The organism is Halopolyspora algeriensis, assembly GCF_003337235.1.
GTDB classification, from domain to species: domain Bacteria; phylum Actinomycetota; class Actinomycetes; order Mycobacteriales; family Pseudonocardiaceae; genus Haloactinomyces; species Haloactinomyces algeriensis.
In genome coordinates, this window is record NZ_QPJC01000001.1 from 103,697 (window position 1) to 125,319 (window position 21,623).

Genomic DNA, 21,623 nt, shown 5'->3' on the forward strand with positions numbered 1-21,623 from the left:
ACCGTTCCTCCTTCTTCACCAGACGTAGGCGAGGACTTCCCCGCCCACGCCCTTCTTCATGGCCTGCTTGTCGGTCAGCAGACCGCCCGACGTCGAAATGATCGCGATACCCAGTCCGCCGAGCACCTTCGGCAGGTTCGTGGACTTGGCGTACACGCGCAGGCCCGGCTTGGACACACGGCGCAGGCCGGTCATGCTCTTCTCACGGTTCGGGCCGTACTTGAGCTCGACGACCAGGTTCTTGCCCTTCTCGCCGGTCTGCGTCCGGGAGCCGGAAACGTAGCCCTCACGCTGCAGGATGTCGGCGATGTTCGCCTTGAGCTTGGAGTGCGGCATCACGACCTCGTCGTGGTAGGCGCGACTCCCGTTACGCAGACGCGTCAGCATGTCTGCGATCGGATCGGTCATCGTCATGGTGACCTTGTCAACCTTTCTCGTCCGGTTCCGGTGGGTCCCGACGGTGCCGTGTCGAACACGACGGGAAGAAGTCTGGACCCTGGCCTGAACGAAGTCGGGGTCATGGCCCGCCCGCAGACGGGCCGGATTGTTCGCGTATCGGCGCGCTCGCCTGTGCCGGTGAACCCACGGGACCGCCTGACACCGGGCCGAACTCAGCGGACGGTCTTCACCAGGAAGACTTGCTCACGCCCGGAAGTTCGCCGGCATGGGCCATCTCGCGGAAGCAGATCCGGCACAGCCCGAACTTGCGCAGCACCGCGCGCGGACGCCCGCAACGCTGGCAACGGGTGTAGGCCCGGACGCCGAACTTCGGCTTACGCGCGGCCTTGTTGATCAGTGCCTTTTTGGCCATCGGCTCAGTTCTCCTTGCTTCGATCCTCAGCGGTGGCCACGGTCACTGCTCCTTGAACGGAAAGCCCAGATGCCGCAGCAGCATCCTGCCCTCCTCGTCGGTGGCGGCCGTGGTCACGACGGTGATGTCCATACCACGCGGACGGTCGATCGAATCCGGGTCGATCTCGTGGAACATCGACTGATCGTTGAGGCCGAACGTGTAGTTGCCGTTGCCGTCGAACTGCTTCGGCGACAAGCCCCGGAAGTCCCGGATCCGCGGCAACGAGATCGTCACCAGGCGGTCGAGGAACTCCCACATCCGGGTGCCACGCAGGGTGGTGCGCGCACCGATCGGCATGCCCTCGCGCACCTTGAACTGCGCGATGGACTTGCGGGCCTTGCGGACCTCGGGGCGCTGGCCGGTGATCGTCGCCAGATCACGAACGGCGCCCTCGATCAGTTTGCTGTCCCGCGCGGCGTCGCCCACACCCATGTTGACCACGACCTTGACCACGCCGGGCACCAACATCGGATTGGAGTAGGAGAACTCCTCGTTGAGGGCCGGAATGACCTCGTCACGGTAGCGGGTCTTCAGCCGGGGGACGATCTTCTCAGCAGTGGTCATGATCAGACGTCCTTACCGTTACGGCGAGAAACACGCACCTTCTTGCCGTCCTCGTCCCTGCGATAGCCAATACGCGTGGGCTTGCCGTCCGAGTCCGTCACCATCACATTGCTGACGTGAATCGGAGCTTCCTGCGTCACGATGCCGCCGGACTCCGCACCACGCTCGGTCCGCGAGACCTTCGTGTGCTTCTTGATCCGGTTGACACCCTCGACCAGGACGCGCTCCCGCTTCGGGAACGACTGAATGACCTTGCCCCTGGCGCCCTTGTCCTTACCGGAGATCACGACGACCGTGTCGCCCTTTTTCACCTTCATCACAGCACCTCCGGCGCGAGCGAGATGATCTTCATGAACTTCCTGTCACGCAGCTCGCGACCGACGGGCCCGAAGATGCGGGTCCCTCGGGGATCGCCACCGGGCTTGATCAGCACCGCAGCGTTCTCGTCGAACCGGATGTAGGAACCGTCCGGACGACGCTTCTCCTTCTTCTGCCGGACGATGACGGCCTTGACCACATCGCCCCTCTTGACACCTGCGGCGGGGATGGCTTCCTTCACCGTCGCCGTCACGATGTCGCCGATACCTGCGTAGCGCCGACCGGAACCACCGAGAACCCGGATGGTGAGGATCTCCTTGGCCCCGGTGTTGTCGGCGACACGCAGTCGCGACTCCTGCTGGATCACGTTGACTCCTGACCCTAAGTTTTTCGCGCCTGACGCGCGAAGAACACTCTGGCACGCCAGATTTCCGACCCGACGTGCGCGGCCGTGTGGAGGATCGACCTCCACATCTCCCAGCACTGCCTCCGACAGAGCCGGATGCCAAATGTGGTCACCTGCGGGGCGGGCCCCGCAGGTGATCGGTTACTTGGCCTTCTCCACGACCTCGACCAGCCGCCAGCGCTTCGTGGCCGACAGCGGCCGGGTCTCCATCAGCAGTACCCGGTCGCCAACACCCGCGGTGTTGGCCTCGTCATGCGCCTTGACCTTGGTGGTCTGACGCATGATCTTGCCGTACAGCGCGTGTTTCTTGCGGTCCTGCAGGGAGACCACGATCGTCTTGTCCATCTTGGACGAGACGACGTATCCCTCCCGGACCTTGCGGTAGTTCCGGTCCACGCCCTGTCCTTCGGTAACAGGTCCTTCAGCAACTGTCTCGCTCATGCCGCGCCCTCCTCGGCGCCTTCAGGTGACACCGTCAGGCCCAGCTCACGCTCGCGCATGATGGTGTAAATCCGGGCGATGTCCCTGCGAACGACGCGCAACCGGCGGTTGTTCTCCAGCTGCCCGGTCGCCATCTGAAAGCGAAGGTTGAACAGCTCCTCCTTCGATTCCCTCAGACGTGACACGAGCTCCTCGTTGTTCAGCTCCCGGAGCTCGGAAGCGGTGACACCCGCGCTCATCAGAAGTCACCACCCTCGCGGGACACGATCTTGCACTTCATGGGGAGCTTGTGGGCCGCACGCGTCAGCGCCTCGATCGCGGTCTTCTCGTTCGGGAAGTTCAGCTCGAACATGACCCGGCCCGGCTTGACATTGGCAACCCAGTACTCCGGTGAACCCTTACCGGAACCCATGCGGGTTTCGGCGGGCTTCTTCGTCAGCGGACGGTCCGGGAAGATGTTGATCCACACCTTGCCGCCTCGCTTGACGTGCCGGGTGATCGCGATACGGGCCGACTCGATCTGTCGGTTCGTCACGTAGGCATGCTCGAGTGCCTGGATACCGTACTCACCGAAGGTGACCCGGGTGCCGCCCTTGGCGAAGCCCGCGCGCTTCGGCGCGTGAGCCTTGCGCCACCTGACCTTGCGTGGGACGAGCACGTCTCAGCCCTCCGTCTTCTCATCAGCGTGGGGCTCACTGACAGCCGGAGCGTTCTCGGCGGCCACATCGCTTGTGGTCTGCTCCTGCTGCGAGCTCTCGGCCGGTCCGACGGGACCCCCGCCGGACTTGGAACCCTTGCCGGTCTTGCCTGTCGCAGCACGGCCGGCCTCGGTACCCGTGGCCGTGGTACCGGAAGCGCCCGAACGGCGCCGGCCACCACGCTCCGAACGGCCACCGCGGCCCTCACGGCCACCACCTTCACCACGCGGCGCACGGACCTCGGATTCCTGCTGCTTCTGCTTCAGGCCACCGACCAGCTCACCCTTGTAGATCCAGACCTTCACACCGATCCGGCCGAAAGTCGTGCGGGCTTCGAAGAAGCCGTAGTCCATGTCCGCGCGCAGCGTGTGCAGCGGCACCTGGCCATCGCGGTAGAACTCCGAGCGGGACATCTCGGCACCACCGAGACGACCGCCGCACTGCACCCGGATGCCCTTGACCTGCTGCGAACGCATGGCCGATTGCATGCCCTTGCGCATCGCACGCCGGAAGGACACGCGGTTGGAAAGCTGCTCGGCGATGCCCTGGGCGACGAGCTGAGCGTCGGCCTCCGAGTTCTTGACCTCGAGAATGTTGAGCTGAACCTGCTTACCGGTCAGCTTCTCCAGCGAACCACGCAGGCGGTCCGCCTCGGCACCACGACGGCCGATCACAATGCCCGGCCGGGCGGTGTGAATATCCACCCGGACCCGCTCGCGAGTGCGCTCGATCTCCACCTTGGAGATGCCGGCACGTTCCATACCGCGAGAGAGCCGCCTGCGGATCTTGACATCTTCCGCGACGTACTCCGAGTACTGCTTGTCGGCGTACCAGCGCGACTTCCAGTCCGTGGTGATGCCGAGCCGGAAGCCGTGCGGGTTGATTTTCTGACCCACTACCGGGCACTCCCCTTCTGGCTACTGCTCTTGCGAGACTTGCCGGCCGATTTGGGCTGGCGCGACTCGACCTCGACCGTGATGTGGCTGGTCCGCTTACGAATCCGGTACGCACGGCCCTGCGCGCGCGGCCGGAACCGCTTCAAGGTCGGACCCTCGTCCACATAGGCTCGGTGCACCCACAGGGTCTCCGGGTCGAGCGAGCGGTTGTTCTCCGCGTTCGCCATTGCACTGGCGAGCACCTTCGACACCGGACCGCTGGCGGTCTGCGGCGCGAACCGGAGCACGTCCAGGGCTTCGCTGGCGCTACGGCCCTTGATGAGCTCGACCACGCGGCGCGCCTTCATCGGCGCCACGCGGACGTAGCGGGCCCGCGCCACTGCGCGCGGTGTTTCTTCCGCGGCACTGTCGTCGGTACGGGCTGTCATCCTGCTACCCCTTTGCCCCGGGCTGCGGGAGTTCCCGCATGGCCCGGCTCGTTCGTGTCACAGACCCGCTCACCGGCGGCGCGACTTCCGGTCGTCCTTCACGTGACCCTTGAAGGTGCGGGTCGGGGCAAATTCGCCGAGCTTGTGCCCGACCATGTTCTCGCTGATGAACACCGGCACATGCTTGCGACCGTCGTGCACGGCGATGGTGTGGTTGAGCATGTCCGGGATGATCGTCGACCGGCGCGACCAGGTCTTGATCACCGACTTCTTGTTCGCCTCGTTCAGCGCGTCCACCTTCTTGAGCAGGTGGTCGTCCACGAACGGGCCCTTCTTCAGGCTGCGTGGCATATGTTGTTACCTCCCTGCTCAGCGCTTCTTCTTGCCGGTCCGACGACGGCGAACGATGAGCCTGTCACTGGCCTTGCTACGGCGGGTCCTGCCCTCGGGCATACCCTTCGGGTTGACCGGGTGACGACCACCGGAGGTCCTGCCCTCACCACCACCGTGGGGGTGGTCGATCGGGTTCATCACGACACCGCGCACGGTCGGGCGCTTGCCCTTCCAGCGCATCCGGCCGGCCTTGCCCCAGCTGATGTTGGAGTGCTCGGAATTCCCGACCTCACCGACCGTGGCCCGGCAGCGCACGTCCACGTTGCGGATCTCGCCCGAAGGCATCCGCAACTGCGCGTACGGGCCGTCCTTGGCCACCAGCTGAACCCGGGCACCGGCCGAGCGCGCGATCTTCGCGCCGCCACCCGGACGCAGCTCGATCGCGTGCACCACGGTGCCGACGGGGATGTTGCGCATCGGGAGGTTGTTGCCCGGCTTGATATCGGCACGGGCACCGTTCTCCACGCGATCACCCTGCCGAACCTTGTTCGGCGCGATGATGTAGCGCTTCTCCCCGTCGAGGTAGTGCAGCAGCGCAATCCGTGCACTGCGGTTGGGGTCGTACTCGATGTGCGCGACCTTGGCCGGCACACCGTCCTTGTCATAACGACGGAAGTCGATCACGCGGTAGGCCCGCTTGTGACCGCCGCCCTGATGCCGCGTGGTGATCTTGCCGTGCGCGTTCCTGCCGCCGTGGCCGTGCAGTGGCCGTACCAGCGACTTCTCCGGCTTCGATCGAGTGATCTCGGCGAAGTCGGCTCCGCTGGAACCGCGGCGGCCCGCGCTTGTCGGGTTGTGCCTACGAATGCCCATCTCTACGCAGTCCTAGTCTTCCATCGGCTTTCCGCCTGCGCCTGCTTCAGGCCGCCGGACCACCGAAGATCTCGATCGGCTTGCTCTCGGCGGACAGCGTGACGATCGCCCGCTTGGTGTCCTTGCGCTTGCCGTACCCGGTGCGGGTGCGCTTGCGCTTGCCCGGGCGGTTGATCGTGTTGACGTTGGTGACCTTCACGCCGAAAATCTTCTCGACCGCGATCTTGATCTCGGTCTTGTTCGAGCCAGGACGGACCAGGAACGTGTACTGGTTCTCCGAAAGCAGCCCGTAGCTCTTCTCGGAGATCACCGGCGCGATCAGGATGTCTCGCGGGTCGGGGATCACTGGTCTGCCTCCTCAGCCTCACCGGAGGTCGCAACGGCCTTGGCCGAACGACCCTTCGACGGGCCGGCGACGAAGCGCTCGAACGCTTCCTTGCTGAACACCACATCGTCGTTGACGAGAACGTCGTAGGTGTTCAACTGGCCGGGGTCGATGATGTGCACGTTGGGCAGGTTGCGCAGGCTCAGCCAGGCACGCTCCTCGGTGCGGTTGAGCACCACCAGAACGCGCTTGGCATCGGTCAGCGCACGCAGTGTGGCCTTGGCCTCCTTGGTGGACGGCTGCTCACCGGACACCACCTCGGTCACCACGTGGATCTGATCGGCCCGAGCGCGGTCCGACAGGGCCCCGCGCAGCGCTGCCGCCTTCATCTTCTTGGGGGTCCGCTGCGAGTAGTCCCGCGGGCCCGGACCGTGCACCGTGCCGCCGCCGACGAACTGCGGGGCGCGGATCGAACCCTGCCGGGCGTTACCGGTGCCCTTCTGCCGGTACGGCTTCTTGCTGCCGCCGGCGACATCGCTGCGGGTCTTGGTTGCATGCGTGCCCTGGCGCGCGGCGGCCAGCTGGGCCACCACGACCTGGTGCATCAGCGGGATGTTCGCCTTGGCGTCGAACACCTCGGCAGGCAGTTCGACCTGCCCGTCCGTCTTGCCGTCCGGGGTACGGACGTCGAGCTTGGCTGCCATCACGCACCACCCTTCACAGCGCTCTTGACCAGCACCAGACCGCCCTTGGGTCCCGGAATGGCGCCCTTGATCAGCAGCAGGTCGGAGTCCTGCTCGACCCGATGCACCTTGAGGTTCTGGGTGGTTACGCGATTGTTCCCCATCCGGCCGGGCATCCTCATGCCCTTGAACACCTTGCCGGGGTACGCGCACCCGCCGATCGAACCCGGCTTGCGGTGCACGGCCTGCGTACCGTGGCTCATCCCCTGCCGGGCGAATCCGTGTCGCTTGATGGTGCCCGCGAAGCCCTTGCCCTTGCTGGTGCCGACCACATCGACCATCGCGCCGGACTCGAAAACCTCGGCGGTGATTTCCTGACCGAGTTCGTAGGAGTCGGCATCCGCGGTGCGCAGCTCGACGATGTGGCGGCGTGGCGTGACACCTGCCTTCGTGAACTGGCCACCGCGCGGCTTGTTCACCTTGCGCGGGTCGATGGCGCCGAACGCCAGCTGCACGGCCGAGTAGCCGTCGTTGTCCTGAGTCCGGACCTGGGTGACCACGTTCGGCCCGGCCTGGACGACAGTCACCGGAACCACCCGGTTGTTGTCGTCGAAGACCTGGGTCATGCCGAGCTTGGTGCCCAGAATCCCCTTCATCTGCCTGTCAGACATGAGTCTCGTTCTCTCCGCCGCCTGTCAATGAACCGAAGTGCCGCACGCTCACTGGATGTTCACGTCGACACTCGCCGGCAGGTCGATGCGCATGAGTGCGTCCACCGTCTTGGGCGTCGGTTCGACGATGTCGATGAGCCGCTTGTGCGTCCGCATCTCGAAATGCTCCCGCGAGTCCTTGTACTTGTGCGGAGAGCGGATGACGCAGTAGACGTTCTTCTCGGTGGGCAGCGGCACCGGCCCGACGACCGAAGCGCCGGTGCGCGTCACGGTCTCGACGATCTTGCGTGCGGACGCGTCGATCGCCTCGTGGTCGTAGGCCTTGAGCCGGATGCGGATCTTCTGTCCCGCCATAGTGGCTTGCCGTTCCTCTAGTCTCGTGCCGCTAGTACCTAGCGCGGTGCGGATGCCCGAACCGCAAACCGGGACTCCGCTCCCGTCTTGCGTCAAACGAGAGGGATCGTGCGGAACCCGGTCACGGGGACACAGCCCGCGGTCCGCCCCTGTTCAGGTGTCTGGGTGCCCGGTACCTGCGGTCGGGCGTGTCGCTTGCTCGACGCATACCGGTCCCACCGAACTTCGCCGGCGGGATGGATTCGCATGGGAATCCGTACACCGTTGTTCAGCACCCTGCCGGGCTGGCGGCCGTAGCGAATTTCGACCGCACAATCGCAGGCCCGAAAAACCGGTCCTGCCCCGAACCAAGGGCGCGGGCTCTCGTGACAGGGCGGCCGGACCGTTCGGAAACGCATGTCCGGCCGCCCCGACGAGCAACCCCTATAGCATGACACATCTCGTGTGCCAGCTCGACTCGGGGGTGGGGGTGCTGCTCACCGGGTGACCAGCACCCCCACCGAATCACTTGTTGATCTTGGTAACCCGGCCCGCACCGACCGTGCGGCCACCCTCGCGAATCGCGAAGCGGAGGCCTTCCTCCATCGCGATCGGCTGGATGAGCTGCACCGACATCTCGGTGTTGTCGCCCGGCATGACCATCTCGGTGCCCTCGGGAAGGGTCACCACACCGGTCACGTCGGTGGTGCGGAAGTAGAACTGCGGCCGGTAGTTGTTGAAGAACGGCGTGTGCCGGCCACCCTCGTCCTTGGACAGGATGTAGACCTGCGCGTCGAACTCGGTGTGCGGGGTGGTGCTGCCGGGCTTCACGACGACCATGCCGCGCTCGACGTCCTCGCGCTTGATACCGCGGATCAGCAGACCGACGTTGTCGCCGGCCTGACCCTGGTCAAGCAGCTTCCGGAACATCTCGACGCCGGTGACCGTGGTCTTGAGGGCCTTGTCCTTGATACCGACCATCTCGACTTCCTCGTTCACCTTGATGACGCCGCGCTCGACTCGGCCGGTCACCACGGTGCCGCGGCCGGTGATGGAGAAGACGTCCTCCACCGGCATGAGGAACGGCTGCTCGGTGGCCCGCACCGGGTCCGGGATGTTCGCGTCGACGGCGTGGAGCAGCTCCATGATCTTCGCTCCCCACTCGGCGTCGCCCTCGAGGGCCTTGAGCGCGGAGACACGGACGATCGGAGCATCGTCGCCCGGGAAGTCCTGCTCGCTGAGCAGCTCGCGGACCTCCATCTCGACGAGTTCCATGATCTCCTCGTCCTCGACCATGTCGGCCTTGTTCAGCGCGACGAGGATGTACGGCACGCCGACCTGCTTGGCCAGCAGGACGTGCTCACGGGTCTGCGGCATCGGGCCGTCGGTGGCCGCCACGACCAGGATGGCACCGTCCATCTGGGCGGCACCCGTGATCATGTTCTTCACGTAGTCGGCGTGCCCGGGGGCGTCGACGTGAGCGTAGTGACGCGCCTCGGTCTGGTACTCGACGTGAGCGATCTGGATCGTGATCCCGCGCTGCTTTTCTTCCGGCGCCTTGTCGATGTCCTCGAAAGGCGTGTACGGGTTCAGATCCGGGTGGTTGTCGTGCAGGACCTTGGTGATAGCCGCGGTCAGCGTGGTCTTGCCGTGGTCAACGTGACCGATGGTCCCGATGTTGACGTGCGGCTTGTCCCTCTCGAACTTCGCCTTCGCCACTGGATTGTCCTCCTGGACTTGTGTTCTTTCCGCCGTGCGATGTGTTCGTCCCCGCGCTGCCACGCGGAGAAATGCCAGGCGGAGTCCTGTTGGGGTTGGTGCCGGCCCCGCCACGGAGGTTCCGCAGTAGGACCGCCACCGAACTACACGGGATTACTCCCCCGTAGCCTTCGCAATGATCTCCTTGGCCACGTTCGCCGGAACCTCGCCGTAGGAGTCGAACTGCATCGAGTAATTCGCACGACCCTGCGTCTTCGAACGCAGATCGCCCACATACCCGAACATCTCGGACAGCGGAACCAGCGCCTTCACGACACGGGAACCGCCACGTTCCTCCATGGCCTGCACGTGACCACGGCGGGAATTCAGGTCGCCGATGACTTCACCCATGTACTCCTCTGGTGTCGTCGTCTCGACCGCCATCAACGGTTCGAGCAACGCCGGGCTGGCCTTCGCGGCCGCCTCCTTCATCGCCTGCGAACCGGCGACCTTGAAGGCCATTTCCGACGAGTCCACCTCGTGGTACTGGCCATCCAGCAGGGTCACCTTGACCCCGACCAGCGGGTACCCCGCGAGCACACCGTACTGCATGGCATCCTGTGCGCCCTCGTCCACCGAAGGGATGTACTCCTTCGGAATGCGGCCACCGACGACCTTGTTCTCGAACTCGTAGGTCGCGCTCTCCGAGGTCTGCTCGATCGGCTCGAGCTTGATGATGACCCGAGCGAACTGGCCGGACCCACCGGTCTGCTTCTTGTGCGTGAACTCGTGCTTGTCGATCGTCTTGCGGATCGTCTCCCGGTAGGCCACCTGCGGCTTACCGATGTTCGCCTCGACCTTGAAGTCCGACTTCATGCGGTTGACCAGCACCTCGAGGTGCAGCTCACCCATGCCCTTGACGATCGTCTGACCGGTTTCCTCGTCGTGCTTGACCTGGAAGGTCGGGTCCTCCTCGGCGAGCTTCTGGATCGCCGTCGACAGCTTCTCCTGATCGGACTTCGTCTTGGGCTCGATGGCCACCTCGATGACCGGCTCGGGGAAGCTCATCGACTCCAGCACGATCTGGTCCTGCATGTCGCACAGGGTGTCGCCGGTGGTGGTCTCCTTGAGTCCGACCACCGCGTAGATGTGCCCGGCCTGAGCTTCATCGACCGGGTTCTCCTTGTTGGAGTGCATCTGGAACAGCTTGCCGATGCGTTCCTTGCGCTCCCGCGTGGAGTTCATGATCTGCTGAGCCTGCTCGATCCGGCCGGAGTAGACCCGGACGTAGGTCAGCTTGCCGAAGAACGGGTGCACGGCGACCTTGAACGCCAGCGCCGCGAACGGTTCCTTCGTACTGGGCTTGCGCTCGGCCTCGGTCTCCCCGTCCCGCAGCGTTCCCTTCACCGGCGGGATGTCCAGCGGCGAGGGCAGGTAATCGCGCACCGCGTCCAGCATCGGCTGAACACCCTTGTTCTTGAAGGCCGACCCGCACATCACCGGGAACGCCTCACGGTTGATGGTGAGCGTACGGATGCCCTGCTTGATCTGCTCGGTGGTCAGTTCCTCACCACCGAGGTAGGCCTCCATCAGCGCTTCATCGGATTCCGCGACGGACTCGATCAGCTCCGTGCGATAGCGTTCGGCGGTCTCGACGAGGCTCTCCGGGATGTCCTCGATCGCGTACTTGGCGCCCTTCTCGACGTCACCGCGCCAGGTCAGCGCCTTCATGCTGACGAGGTCGACGACACCCTCGAAGTCGGACTCGGTACCGATCGGCAGCTGCAGCACCAGCGGGCGGGCGTTGAGCCGGTCGCGAATCGTGCCGACCGTGAAGTAGAAGTCCGCACCCAGCTTGTCCATCTTGTTGACGAAGCAGATGCGCGGGACGTCGTACTTGTCGGCCTGCCGCCAGACCTGCTCGGACTGCGGCTCGACACCTTCCTTGCCGTCGAACACCGCAACGGCACCGTCGAGGACGCGCAGCGACCGCTCCACCTCGACGGTGAAGTCGACGTGGCCCGGGGTGTCGATGATGTTGATCTGGTTGTCGCCCCAGAAGGTCGTGGTGGCAGCCGAGGTGATGGTGATACCCCGCGACTGTTCCTCGGCCATCCAGTCCATCGTCGACGCACCGTCGTGCGTCTCACCGAGTTTGTAGTTGATCCCGGTGTAGTACAGGATGCGCTCGGTTGCGGTGGTCTTGCCCGCGTCGATGTGGGCCATAATGCCGATGTTGCGGACCTTGGTCAGGTCAGTCAGCACGTCGCGTGCCACGAGTTCTCTCCCCGTTCCCTACAGCAGTCGGAAGCTGTCGAATCGGTGAGCCGAGGCGGGCAAAAGCCGACCCGACGTCACCACCGGTAATGCGCGAAGGCCTTGTTGGACTCCGCCATCTTGTGCGTGTCTTCGCGCTTTTTGACACTCGCGCCGAGACCATTGCTCGCGTCGAGCAGCTCGTTGGTCAGTCGCTCGATCATGGTCTTCTCACGACGCTGCCGGGAGAAGCGCACCAGCCAGCGCAGGGCCAGCGTGGTGGAACGCCCCGCACGCACCTCGATCGGGACCTGGTAGGTGGCACCGCCGACGCGGCGACTGCGAACCTCGAGGGAGGGCTTGACGTTGTCGAGCGCGCGCTTCAACGTCACCACCGGGTCGGTTCCGGTCTTCTCCCTGCAGCCTTCCAATGCCGCGTACACGATCCGCTCGGCGAGCGAACGCTTGCCGTCCACCAGCACCTTGTTCACCAACTGAGTGACCAGCGGCGAGCTGTACACGGGGTCGGCGGCCAACTGCCGCTTCGGAGCGGGACCCTTACGAGGCATCAGCGCTTCTCCTTCTTCGCACCGTACTGGCTGCGAGACTGCTTGCGATTCTTCACGCCCTGGGTGTCGAGCGCACCGCGAATGATCTTGTACCGCACGCCGGGGAGGTCCTTCACACGACCACCGCGAACGAGCACGATCGAGTGCTCCTGCAGGTTGTGGCCCTCGCCCGGAATGTAGGCGGTGACCTCCATGCCCGTGGTGAGCTTGACGCGGGCAACCTTGCGCAGTGACGAGTTCGGCTTCTTCGGGGTGGTGGTGTACACGCGGGTGCACACGCCACGCCGCTGCGGGCTTCCCTGGAGCGCCGCAGTCGTGACCTTCTTGGGCTTGTCGTGGCGGCCCTTACGGACCAACTGCTGGATGGTGGGCATGGACCGGCTTTCTGCTTGAGCGTTCGCGTCTTCAGTGGTACTCGTTCACACCAGCGCTCGTGGCGAGCACCGTTCGTACCCTGGCGCCGAGCACCGTCTTTCTCACCCGGTATCGAGCACCATGGTGGCACTGTGTATTTGGGACTCCCCCACGCCACCCCGGGACACGAGGTCGGGCGTGTCGCCCTTACCTCGGCCTCGCGGCTCCGATGGCGCCCCAAACGGGCGTGAACCCCGGTGGGCCGTCAGGAGGAGTTCCGTACCGCCCGCTGCGGTCATCGTGACCATCGAACTGTGCGGACACTGTCACGCATGGGCATACGGATCGACCCGAGGGCGTCGGGTCCGAGCAATAAAGATACCTGCCCCGTTTGAAGAGGGTCAAAACGGGGGGTGCCACAACCCCCTGCACATCCGGCAAGCGCGGTGTTCCCGCGAGGGAACGAGCCCGACGAAGCCGGACCCCGACGGATCGGCCTCACACCGTCGATCACCGCCGCATTCGACTGCCGCATCGACTGCTGTATCGGTCGGTTCACCCCTGTCTCACCACCACTCTAACCGAGCGACGCAAGGGGCGCGCATGGCCGAAGCCGCGGCGTCACCGAAACGGCCGACGATGACTGCGCGGCCACGGCACGCTCCCGCTCGGTGGCGGCGATCACGTGGATGTCTCGTCCCGCCACACCTGCGATGAGTCGGCCTGCGGCAGGTCGGTCGCCCCGGGCCCGGTCTGCCGGGCGCCGGTGTGTGCACCGAGGCCCGTGATACGGCGAGGAGCCGGTTTGGGCTGGTGAGCATCCGGCAGGGGCAACTTGCCGGACGTGGAGGTACCCCTGCCGCCGCTCCAGGGCTCGCGCCTTTCCGCGCGCACAGGCTCGGCTTCGACGGATTCCGCGTCGTCGCCGGACCCGGTGACCTCCATGACCTCGGTGGATTCCACGGCTTCCGGAGCATCCGCGACCTCGCCGGCCGTGCCGGGCTCGGTATCTTCGCTCGCATCGGTGACCACGGGCAGCAGTTGCGTCGGCAAGTCGCTCGTAGTGGCCGGCCGCTCCGGCTGCAGCGGCCGCACGGGATAGCGCCTGCTCCATTCCTCGTCGTCCGGTGACGACTCATCCCGCCCCGGCTCGTGCGGCTCCGTTCGAGTTCGGTCGAACTCGGCGATACAGTCCATCGCCATTCGCTCGACGACCTCGCGCAACTCCAGCTCGGCGAGCCAATCGACCGGCAGTCCCGCAATGCCGACCAGCGCCCCGATGATGGTGCCGCAGACGGCGCAGGCAGCATCGCTGTCGCCGGAGTGACGCACCGCGATGCGCAGCGCCGACTCGACATCCTCACCGGATGCCAGTGTCGCGCACACGGCGATGGCCAGTACCTGCTCTGCGCTGCGGCCCTGCCCCAGGGTCTCGGCAAGCTGCTCCGGCGTGGGAACACCGGACGAGGCGAGATCGACCGCGGCGGCCAGGGCCGTACTGGTTTCCTCGTACCCGTCCCAGGTCTCCAGCACCTGCAGAGCCAGCCAGACACCGTCGTCGAGTCCCCTGCCGAGAACGGCCTGTTGCACGATGACGGCGAAAGCGCCCGCAGCAAGATAGCCATTCGGATGGCCGTGCGTGAGCGCTGACGTCCGGGCGGCCAAGTCGAAGACCTCCGCGGGGTCCGACGACCACAGAGCGGCCGGAGCAGCGCGCAGGACGCCTTCGCTCCCGCTCGAATCGTTGACCGGCTCGGTGATCGAGCCACCTTGCAGACCCCGGCAGAGGCGATCCAGCGCTGCGAGCACGCTCCTGTCCGGAGCACGCCTGGCGAACAGGCCGGGTACATCGAGCAACCAGCCGTCGGGCTCCGGGTGAGCGGAGTGCCACGACCCGGCCGCCACCTCCCAGGCGATGCCCTGTGTGTGCAACCAACGCTGGTATGCGAACTGCACTTCTGGAAGCGGTTCCCCGGAACCGAGTATCCGGCACGCCGTGCTCGCTCGAATGAGTCCTTCTGCCGTGAACAGGGTCATCTGCGTGCCGTCGGTGATCGCACCGTGGACACCGAAGGCCTCACGCAGACCGGTCGGCCCCTGCGAGGCGAACATCTCACCGACCTGCTCTGCGGTGACGGACTCGAGATCCGCTCCGAACGCATCACCGAGTGCGCCACCGAGGAAGCACCCCAGGACCCGCTCGTTCCTCGACGGAGCGACGGAGTCGACATCCTCGACCGCGGCGTGCTCACCGGCTGCCCGCTGACCCGCCGTGCCGATCGGCGTCTCGGCAACGTCCGCCTCGGCAGCGGCGGCCGCGGCAGGCGGGGATTGCAAGCCGGCGATGTCCGAAGCCGGCGAGTGCTCCGACGTCGGTGCGTCGTCCTCATCCGAAGAGGCGGTGCCCACGGAGGCGGCATACCACACGTCTCCATCGCCGCCTGCATGTTCGTCTGCGGCACTCTCGCCGCCCTCACCGACTTGCTCGGCGACGAGCTCGGCGAATCCGGATGGCACGGATTCGGGGGGCGCCGAGGCCGAAAGCCGGATCTCGGACTCCACCTCCATCGGCTGCTCGTCTCCCCGAGCAAGGGATTCGCTGTCTTCGTGAGCCGACGAATCCGGGACCGGAACCTCCGCGAAGCCCGGTTCGGCCGCGATATCGCGGAACGCGGGAGCATCGACATCGAGCGTGTGCTCCTCGTCTCCCTCGAGTACGGAGTCGACCGGGTCGGCGATATCGACATCGTCCTCGACGCGCTCCGAGACCACCGGATACGGATCGGGAACGGAATCGTCCACGGCATTCCGCGGTGTCGGACCGGACTGTTCCAGCTCCAACGGTCCGGAGAGCGTACTGCGGTTCTCGGTCACATAGCGCTGCGCCCACTTCGGCAAGGGTGGTGGTGACGGTGGCGGCGCGAACGCTTCGGTGGCGTCGGCGACCAGGGTCTCGATGACATCCCGGAGCTCGAGTTCCTCCAGCCAGCGCGCGGGAATCGAGCCCGGTCCGTGTATCGCTCCCGCGAGTTGCCCGGCCAGCGCACCGGCGACGCTGCTGTCGGACGACTGGTTGATCGCCGTCAGCACGGCGCCGGAGAAATCATCGGCCGTGGCGACAGCGGCCAGAGCGATCCCGAGTTCGCACGGACGGTCGGCGGTGGCGAATTCGAGGTCCAGTGCGCTCGGAAGCGGCCGCTGCCCCTGTCGAGTCAGAAACATCGCGGCGTGAATCACACGCCGGAGTGCTGCCGGTATCCCGGTCGCGTAACGCACGACCGCGAGTCGCTTGTCCTCCGATGCGGACACGGCGGGCCACAGCTCGCTTCCCTGGAGCAGCTGGGCCAGCACGTCGGCGTGCAGACCTGCCGCACCCTGCACGTCGCCGTCCGGGGTCAGCGTGTTGGCGACATCGGCGGCAGCGGCGAACACGCGCTCCTCCGAGGAACTCCACACCATCGCCGGCGCCGACCATGTGATGCAGCCGGCCAGGCCCGTCGCCCCCACGAGCGGCTCCTCCGGCGCAGCCGGTGACTGCAATGCCAACGACCCCAGGCCACGCAGCGCTTCTCCACCCGGGTTGCGGGTGGAGAACAGCTCCGGGCGCTCGAGCAGCCATCCATTCGGCTCCGGATGCGTCCGCAGCAGGCCGGACATCGCGTATTCCCACGGCACTCCCTGCGTGTACAACCACCGCAGGTGATTGGCGCGCACGGTGAGCGTGGGCAGCCGATCGTCCGTTTCACCGTGTTCGGCCTTGGCCCGCAGCAATGCTTCCAGCGTGAACACGGTCAACTGGGTGACCTCCGTAGCCGCACCACGCCGCCCGAACAACGGCAGGTAATCGGTCACGCCCTGTGCTCCGAACCAGTGCTCGATCTCCGGAGTGCTTCGGTGCCGTACCCCCGCCCCCAGCGCATCGCCGACGGCTCCCCCGAGCATCGCCCCACGGAAGCGCTCGGACCACATCAGCCCGGGGGACACGTCCGAACGTGTGTGGCCGTGGGAATCGGCGAACCAGGAAGCGTTCTCGGTCATCGCCCTGTCTCCAGTGCATAGGGTCGGGTTACCAGGCGGGGTAACGCTGAGGCACGCGTGCCGTACATGGTGCCGGTGTCCTGCAGGCTATCGGTTGCGGATATGAGCGATGATGTTGCCGCTTTTCACAGCGGCAGTGCACACGGTTCGTACACAAGCCACCACCTGCATCGATGCCGAACACGTGTTCTATCCTGATCTGTCCGCGCAAGATCGAAGGAGGAAGTGTTGGACGAACAACAGGACATCGGTAGCACGCAGGAGCAGGCAAGCCCCGAGCAGGTGGCGAACGAGCAGGTGGCGAGCGAGGCTGTCGCACCGAAAAAGGGCAAGGGCCGCAAGCAGAGCACGGCACGCAAGACCCGCTCGGTCGAGCTGACGTTGACGGTGACCGGGACCGCCGAGGGCGAGTGGCAAGCCGAACTGACGCACGCGGGCAAGCGCATCGTGCAGGGCCTGCCCGTCTCGGCCTCAGCCGTGTCCAAGGCCGCATCCGAACTGCACGGGGACATCTCGGAGGCCATCGAGACGGTGCTCAGCGAGGCCCGTCAGCAGCACGAGGCCAAACTCGCCGAACTCGAAGCCGAGATGGAACGCGTCAAGAAGACCCTCGCCGAACTCGAAAGCTGAGCAACGGTTCGCCCCGGTCGGAGGAGCCGCCGGGCCGCCTGCGAACGCGTCGCCTGATTCCTTCCCGCCGAAAGCGGCGCGCTCACCACGTTGTCGGCAGGACCATCGTGACATGAAAAGGGCTCCCTGTCCGGAGGAGACGGACAGGGAGCCCTGGCTTTCGCGACCCGAGCGGGCCGGTGCCTCCGGAATCCGGAGGCACCGGGGAGCGACCGAGTGCTCACATGGCGCGGTTTCGCACGAAACCACCGGCCACCCGCACTCGGTAGCGGTCCACGTTCGAGGCGATCAGCGGTAGTCGCGCCCGAAGTCGAAGTCGTCGAGCGGGACTGCGGCACCGGTGCCGGCACCGAACACGTCAGGCGTGTAGTAGCCGTCGTCGTAGGACGGGATCGCGTAGGCCGCGGCCCGAGCCTCCTCCGTCGGCTGCACCTGGATGTTGCGGTACTTGTTGATGCCCGTACCGGCCGGGATCAACTTACCGATGATCACGTTCTCCTTCAGGCCGACCAGCTTGTCACTCGCGCCCTCGATCGCGGCGTTGGTGAGGATCCGCGTGGTCTCCTGGAAGGAAGCCGCCGACAGCCACGACTCGGTGGCCAGCGACGCCTTGGTGATACCCATCAGCACCGGACGTCCCGAGGCCGGATCGCCGCCCTCGGCGACCACGCGCCGGTTCTCACTCTCGAACTGCGAGCGCTCCACCGGCGAACCGGGCAGGAACTCGGTGGCACCCGAGTCGATGATGATGACGCGGCGCAGCATCTGCCGGACGATGACCTCGACGTGCTTGTCGTGGATGCCCACACCCTGCGAGCGGTACACCTCCTGAACCTCGCGGACGAGGTGCAGCTGCGCCTCACGTGGGCCCATCACACGCAGGATCTCGTGCGGGTCGACCGCACCCTCCATCAGCTGCTGGCCGACATCGACGTGATCGCCGTCCTCGATCTGGCGCTCGGTACCGTCCACTGCGATCACGGCGAGGCGCTGCCGCTTGGACAGCTTGTCGTAGACGATGTCCTCGCTGCCGTCGTCCGGAGTGATCGTGATCTTCCAGTAGCGGTCGTTGTCCTCGAGGCGAACCCTGCCCGGAGCGTCCGCGATCGGTGCCTTGCCCCTGGGCACCCGGGCCTCGAACAGCTCCTGCACACGCGGCAGACCGGCCGTGATGTCGTCACCACCGGTGACACCACCCTGGTGGAAGGTCCGCATGGTCAGCTGCGTACCGGGCTCACCGATGGACTGGGCGGCGACGATACCGACGGCCTCGCCGACATCCACCAGCTTGCCGGTGGCCATCGACCGGCCGTAGCAGACCGAGCACACTCCGGTCCCCGATTCACAGGTCAGCACACTGCGGACCTTGACCTTCGTGATGCCCGCGTTGACCAGCATCTCGATCGCCGGATCACCCAGGTCGGAACCGCGGGCGAGCACGAGGTTGCCATCGGAGTCGGTGATGTCCTCGGCGGTCGTGCGAGCGTAGACACTGGTCTCCACGTTGGGGTCGCGCAGCATCTTGCCGTCCGCCGTCCGCTCCGCGATCGGCATCCGAACACCGCGGTCGGTGCCGCAGTCGGCCTCGCGCACGATGACGTCCTGCGAGACGTCCACCAGGCGGCGGGTCAGGTAACCCGAGTCGGCGGTACGCAACGCGGTGTCGGCCAGACCCTTACGGGCACCGTGGTTGGAGATGAAGTACTCCAGCACCGACAGACCTTCACGGAAGTTGGTCTTGATCGGGCGCGGGATGTACTCACCCTTCGGGTTCGACACCAGTCCACGCATGCCGGCGAGCTGGACGATCTGGGACATGTTCCCGGCCGCACCGGACTTCACGATCATGTTGATCGAGTTGTCCTCCGGGAAGTTCTTCTCCATCTCGTCGGCGACTTCGTCCTTGGCGTTGTTCCACACCTTGACCAACTCGGCGTTGCGCTCGGCGTGGGACAGGGCACCACGGCGGTACCGCTTCTCGACCTGGTCCGCCTTCTGCTCGTACGAGTCCAGGATCTCCGTCTTGTTCGGCGGCACCAGAACATCGGAGATCGCGGTGGTCACACCCGAGCGAGTCGCCCAGTAGAAGCCCGCATCCTTGAGCCGGTCCAGCGTCTGCGCCACCGTGACCATCGAATACCGCTCGGCCAGGTCGTTGACGATCGCACCCTGCCGCTTCTTCGGCAGGAGCTCGTTGACGAACGGGTAATCCGACGGCAGGAGCTCGTTGAACATCACCCGGCCCAACGTGGTTTCCAGCGTCAGGGCCTCTCCGGGCTGCCAGTCCTCCGGGGCCCCGTCCTTCGGCGGAACGACGTCGTGCAACCGAATCTTGATCTTGGCCTGCAGATCCAGCGTGCCCAGGTCACGGGCCATGATCGCCTCTGCCTGGGAGGAGAAGGCCTGCCCCTCGCCGGTGGCGCCGTCGACCTGCCTGGTCAGGTAGTACAGCCCGGTGACCATGTCCAATCGCGGCATCGCCAGCGGGCGGCCCGACGCGGGCGACAGGATGTTGTTGCTGGACAGCATCAGCACCCGTGCCTCGGCCTGCGCCTCGGCCGACAGCGGCAGGTGAACCGCCATCTGGTCACCGTCGAAGTCGGCGTTGAACGCCTCGCACACCAGCGGGTGCAGCTGGATGGCCTTGCCCTCCACCAGCTGCGGCTCGAAAGCCTGAATACCGAGGCGGTGCAGGGTGGGAGCACGGTTGAGCAGCACCGGATGCTCGGTGATGACCTCTTCGAGCACGTCCCAGACCTGCGGACGCTGCCGCTCCACCATCCGCTTCGCGGACTTGATGTTCTGCGCGTGGTTGAGGTCGACCAGCCGCTTCATGACGAACGGCTTGAACAGCTCGACCGCCATCTCCTTCGGCAGACCACACTGATGCAGCTGCAGCTGCGGGCCGACGATGATGACTGAACGGCCCGAGTAGTCGACACGCTTACCGAGCAGGTTCTGCCGGAACCGGCCCTGCTTGCCCTTGAGCAAGTCGGACAGCGACTTCAGCGGGCGGTTGCCGGGACCGCTCACGGGACGACCGCGGCGGCCGTTGTCGAACAGCGCGTCCACGGATTCCTGCAGCATCCGCTTCTCGTTGTTGACGATGATCTCGGGAGCTCCGAGATCGATCAGCCGCTTGAGGCGGTTGTTGCGGTTGATGACCCTGCGGTACAGGTCGTTGAGGTCCGAGGTCGCAAAGCGGCCGCCGTCGAGCTGCACCATCGGGCGCAGGTCCGGTGGAATGACCGGGACGGCCCCCAGGACCATGCCCTGCGGATTGTTGCCGGTGGTCTGGAATGCCGCGACGACCTTGAGCCGCTTGAGCGCCCGCAGCTTCTTCTGCCCCTTGCCCGACCGGATGACCTCGCGGAGCGACTCCGCTTCGGCGTCGATGTCGAAGTTGGCCAGCAGGGCCTCGATCGCCTCGGCACCCATACCGCCGGTGAAGTACTCACCGTAGCGATCGTAGAGCTCACGGTAGAGCGACTCGTCGGAGATCAGCTGCCGGGGCTCCAGCTTGGTGAAGGTCTCCCAGATCTCGTCGAGCCTGTCGAGCTCACGCTGCGCACGCTCGCGCAGCTGCTTCATCTCGCGCTCGCCGCTCTCTTTGACCTTGCGGCGCACATCGCTCTTGGCGCCCTCGTTCTCCAGCTCGGCGAGGTCGGCCTCCAGCTTCTGAGCACGAGCCTCCAGGTCGGAGTCACGCTGGTCGGCGATGTTCTTGCGCTCGACGCTGATCTCGCTTTCCAGCGTCGGCATGTCGTTGTGCCGCATCTCGGTGTTCACCGAGGTGACCACGTACGCGGCGAAGTAAATGATCTTCTCGAGGTCCTTGGGAGCCAGGTCGAGCAGATAGCCCAGCCGACTCGGAACGCCCTTGAAGTACCAGATGTGGGTGACCGAGGCGGCGAGTTCGATGTGCCCCATGCGCTCACGGCGCACCTTGGCTCGGGTCACCTCGACACCGCAGCGCTCGCAGATGATGCCCTTGAAGCGGACCCGCTTGTACTTACCGCAGTAGCATTCCCAGTCACGGGTCGGGCCGAAGATCTTCTCGCAGAACAGCCCGTCCTTCTCCGGCTTCAGGGTCCGGTAGTTGATGGTCTCGGGCTTCTTGACCTCGCCGTAGGACCACTGGCGAATATCGTCGGCCGTGGCCAGTCCGATACGGAGTTCATCGAAGAAGTTGACGTCAAGCACGTCGGGTCTTCTCCCTTTGTTGAGGTTCTGCCGGGTGGGCGTGGGGTCGGTGC

At 65.6% G+C, this 21,623-nt stretch carries 23 protein-coding genes; 1 reads left to right on the forward strand and 22 read right to left on the reverse strand.

What is annotated here, in order from left to right:
• Positions 1-15: 15 nt before the first annotated feature.
• The 21 genes from rpsH to DFQ14_RS00575 form a co-directional block, all read right to left on the reverse strand.
• Positions 16-414, reverse strand: coding sequence for a 30S ribosomal protein S8 (rpsH, locus tag DFQ14_RS00475; RefSeq protein ID WP_114451029.1), 399 nt, complete (start codon positions 412-414; stop codon positions 16-18).
• Positions 415-625: 211 nt separating this feature from the next.
• Positions 626-811, reverse strand: coding sequence for a type Z 30S ribosomal protein S14 (locus tag DFQ14_RS00480; protein ID WP_114451030.1), 186 nt, complete (start codon positions 809-811; stop codon positions 626-628).
• 42 nt (positions 812-853) lie between these two features.
• Complete coding sequence (rplE, locus tag DFQ14_RS00485; protein ID WP_114451031.1) at positions 854-1,417, reverse strand: 50S ribosomal protein L5; 564 nt, start codon at positions 1,415-1,417, stop codon at positions 854-856.
• 2 nt (positions 1,418-1,419) lie between these two features.
• Positions 1,420-1,734 (reverse strand): 50S ribosomal protein L24, encoded by a 315-nt coding sequence (gene rplX, locus DFQ14_RS00490; RefSeq protein WP_114451032.1) that lies wholly within the window; start codon positions 1,732-1,734, stop codon positions 1,420-1,422.
• Positions 1,734-2,102, reverse strand: coding sequence for a 50S ribosomal protein L14 (gene rplN / locus DFQ14_RS00495; protein WP_114451033.1), 369 nt, complete (start codon positions 2,100-2,102; stop codon positions 1,734-1,736). Before rplN ends, rplX begins: the two co-directional genes overlap by 1 nt.
• 180 nt (positions 2,103-2,282) lie before the next feature.
• Entirely contained in the window at positions 2,283-2,582 is a 300-nt protein-coding gene (gene rpsQ, locus DFQ14_RS00500; protein WP_114451034.1) for a 30S ribosomal protein S17, read from the reverse strand.
• On the reverse strand, positions 2,579-2,821 hold the full coding sequence (gene rpmC / locus DFQ14_RS00505; protein ID WP_114451035.1) for a 50S ribosomal protein L29: 243 nt from the start codon (positions 2,819-2,821) through the stop codon (positions 2,579-2,581). Before rpmC ends, rpsQ begins: the two co-directional genes overlap by 4 nt.
• On the reverse strand, positions 2,821-3,240 hold the full coding sequence (rplP, locus tag DFQ14_RS00510; RefSeq protein WP_114451036.1) for a 50S ribosomal protein L16: 420 nt from the start codon (positions 3,238-3,240) through the stop codon (positions 2,821-2,823). The genes rpmC and rplP overlap by 1 nt, the downstream gene beginning before the upstream one ends.
• Before the next feature lie 3 nt (positions 3,241-3,243).
• Positions 3,244-4,176: a 30S ribosomal protein S3 gene (gene rpsC / locus DFQ14_RS00515; RefSeq protein WP_114451037.1), complete on the reverse strand. Its 933-nt coding sequence runs from the start codon at positions 4,174-4,176 to the stop codon at positions 3,244-3,246.
• A complete protein-coding gene (rplV, locus tag DFQ14_RS00520) occupies positions 4,176-4,604 on the reverse strand; it encodes a 50S ribosomal protein L22 (RefSeq protein WP_179951455.1) in 429 nt (142 codons plus the stop codon). The genes rpsC and rplV overlap by 1 nt, the downstream gene beginning before the upstream one ends.
• Before the next feature lie 69 nt (positions 4,605-4,673).
• Positions 4,674-4,955, reverse strand: coding sequence for a 30S ribosomal protein S19 (gene rpsS, locus DFQ14_RS00525; RefSeq protein ID WP_114451038.1), 282 nt, complete (start codon positions 4,953-4,955; stop codon positions 4,674-4,676).
• Positions 4,956-4,973: 18 nt separating this feature from the next.
• Positions 4,974-5,810 carry a 50S ribosomal protein L2 gene (gene rplB, locus DFQ14_RS00530; RefSeq protein ID WP_114451039.1) on the reverse strand — a complete coding sequence of 279 codons (837 nt, stop codon included), beginning with the start codon at positions 5,808-5,810 and terminating at the stop codon, positions 4,974-4,976.
• 46 nt (positions 5,811-5,856) lie between these two features.
• A complete protein-coding gene (gene rplW / locus DFQ14_RS00535; RefSeq protein ID WP_114451040.1) occupies positions 5,857-6,156 on the reverse strand; it encodes a 50S ribosomal protein L23 in 300 nt (99 codons plus the stop codon).
• A complete protein-coding gene (gene rplD, locus DFQ14_RS00540) occupies positions 6,153-6,839 on the reverse strand; it encodes a 50S ribosomal protein L4 (RefSeq protein ID WP_114451041.1) in 687 nt (228 codons plus the stop codon). The genes rplW and rplD overlap by 4 nt, the downstream gene beginning before the upstream one ends.
• Positions 6,839-7,489, reverse strand: coding sequence for a 50S ribosomal protein L3 (rplC, locus tag DFQ14_RS00545; RefSeq protein ID WP_114451042.1), 651 nt, complete (start codon positions 7,487-7,489; stop codon positions 6,839-6,841). The genes rplD and rplC overlap by 1 nt, the downstream gene beginning before the upstream one ends.
• 48 nt (positions 7,490-7,537) lie before the next feature.
• Positions 7,538-7,843 (reverse strand): 30S ribosomal protein S10, encoded by a 306-nt coding sequence (gene rpsJ, locus DFQ14_RS00550; RefSeq protein ID WP_017976809.1) that lies wholly within the window; start codon positions 7,841-7,843, stop codon positions 7,538-7,540.
• Between the two features lie 504 nt (positions 7,844-8,347).
• Positions 8,348-9,541: an elongation factor Tu gene (tuf, locus tag DFQ14_RS00555; protein WP_114451043.1), complete on the reverse strand. Its 1,194-nt coding sequence runs from the start codon at positions 9,539-9,541 to the stop codon at positions 8,348-8,350.
• A gap of 153 nt (positions 9,542-9,694) precedes the next feature.
• Positions 9,695-11,797, reverse strand: coding sequence for an elongation factor G (fusA, locus tag DFQ14_RS00560; RefSeq protein WP_114451044.1), 2,103 nt, complete (start codon positions 11,795-11,797; stop codon positions 9,695-9,697).
• Between the two features lie 77 nt (positions 11,798-11,874).
• Positions 11,875-12,345 (reverse strand): 30S ribosomal protein S7, encoded by a 471-nt coding sequence (gene rpsG, locus DFQ14_RS00565; RefSeq protein ID WP_114451045.1) that lies wholly within the window; start codon positions 12,343-12,345, stop codon positions 11,875-11,877.
• Positions 12,345-12,719 carry a 30S ribosomal protein S12 gene (rpsL, locus tag DFQ14_RS00570; protein WP_114451046.1) on the reverse strand — a complete coding sequence of 125 codons (375 nt, stop codon included), beginning with the start codon at positions 12,717-12,719 and terminating at the stop codon, positions 12,345-12,347. The genes rpsG and rpsL overlap by 1 nt, the downstream gene beginning before the upstream one ends.
• Before the next feature lie 661 nt (positions 12,720-13,380).
• Complete coding sequence (locus DFQ14_RS00575; protein ID WP_114451047.1) at positions 13,381-16,737, reverse strand: ADP-ribosylglycohydrolase family protein; 3,357 nt, start codon at positions 16,735-16,737, stop codon at positions 13,381-13,383.
• A 228-nt stretch (positions 16,738-16,965) separates the two neighbouring features.
• Between DFQ14_RS00575 and DFQ14_RS00580 the strand changes: the two genes are divergently transcribed.
• Positions 16,966-17,367 carry a DUF6319 family protein gene (locus tag DFQ14_RS00580; RefSeq protein WP_114451491.1) on the forward strand — a complete coding sequence of 134 codons (402 nt, stop codon included), beginning with the start codon at positions 16,966-16,968 and terminating at the stop codon, positions 17,365-17,367.
• Between the two features lie 288 nt (positions 17,368-17,655).
• Here the strand turns inward: DFQ14_RS00580 and DFQ14_RS00585 are convergent, their stop codons facing one another.
• A complete protein-coding gene (locus DFQ14_RS00585; protein WP_114451048.1) occupies positions 17,656-21,570 on the reverse strand; it encodes a DNA-directed RNA polymerase subunit beta' in 3,915 nt (1,304 codons plus the stop codon).
• Between the last annotated feature and the right edge of the window lie 53 nt (positions 21,571-21,623).

Excerpts from the sequence above, each read along its gene's own strand:
- rpsH (WP_114451029.1), bottom strand. The coding sequence starts at position 414 with ATGACGATGACCGATCCGATCGCAGACATGCTGACGCGTCTGCGTAAC.
- rpsG (WP_114451045.1), bottom strand. The coding sequence starts at position 12,345 with ATGCCTCGTAAGGGTCCCGCTCCGAAGCGGCAGTTGGCCGCCGACCCC.
- rplX (WP_114451032.1), bottom strand. The coding sequence starts at position 1,734 with ATGAAGGTGAAAAAGGGCGACACGGTCGTCGTGATCTCCGGTAAGGAC.
- rplV (WP_179951455.1), bottom strand. The coding sequence starts at position 4,604 with ATGACAGCCCGTACCGACGACAGTGCCGCGGAAGAAACACCGCGCGCA.
- rplD (WP_114451041.1), bottom strand. The coding sequence starts at position 6,839 with ATGGCAGCCAAGCTCGACGTCCGTACCCCGGACGGCAAGACGGACGGG.
- rpmC (WP_114451035.1), bottom strand. The coding sequence starts at position 2,821 with ATGAGCGCGGGTGTCACCGCTTCCGAGCTCCGGGAGCTGAACAACGAG.
- rpsS (WP_114451038.1), bottom strand. The coding sequence starts at position 4,955 with ATGCCACGCAGCCTGAAGAAGGGCCCGTTCGTGGACGACCACCTGCTC.
- rplB (WP_114451039.1), bottom strand. The coding sequence starts at position 5,810 with ATGGGCATTCGTAGGCACAACCCGACAAGCGCGGGCCGCCGCGGTTCC.
- DFQ14_RS00575 (WP_114451047.1), bottom strand. The coding sequence starts at position 16,737 with ATGACCGAGAACGCTTCCTGGTTCGCCGATTCCCACGGCCACACACGT.
- rpsL (WP_114451046.1), bottom strand. The coding sequence starts at position 12,719 with ATGCCCACCATCCAGCAGTTGGTCCGTAAGGGCCGCCACGACAAGCCC.
- rplE (WP_114451031.1), bottom strand. The coding sequence starts at position 1,417 with ATGACCACTGCTGAGAAGATCGTCCCCCGGCTGAAGACCCGCTACCGT.
- rpsQ (WP_114451034.1), bottom strand. The coding sequence starts at position 2,582 with ATGAGCGAGACAGTTGCTGAAGGACCTGTTACCGAAGGACAGGGCGTG.
- DFQ14_RS00480 (WP_114451030.1), bottom strand. The coding sequence starts at position 811 with ATGGCCAAAAAGGCACTGATCAACAAGGCCGCGCGTAAGCCGAAGTTC.
- rpsJ (WP_017976809.1), bottom strand. The coding sequence starts at position 7,843 with ATGGCGGGACAGAAGATCCGCATCCGGCTCAAGGCCTACGACCACGAG.
- rplC (WP_114451042.1), bottom strand. The coding sequence starts at position 7,489 with ATGTCTGACAGGCAGATGAAGGGGATTCTGGGCACCAAGCTCGGCATG.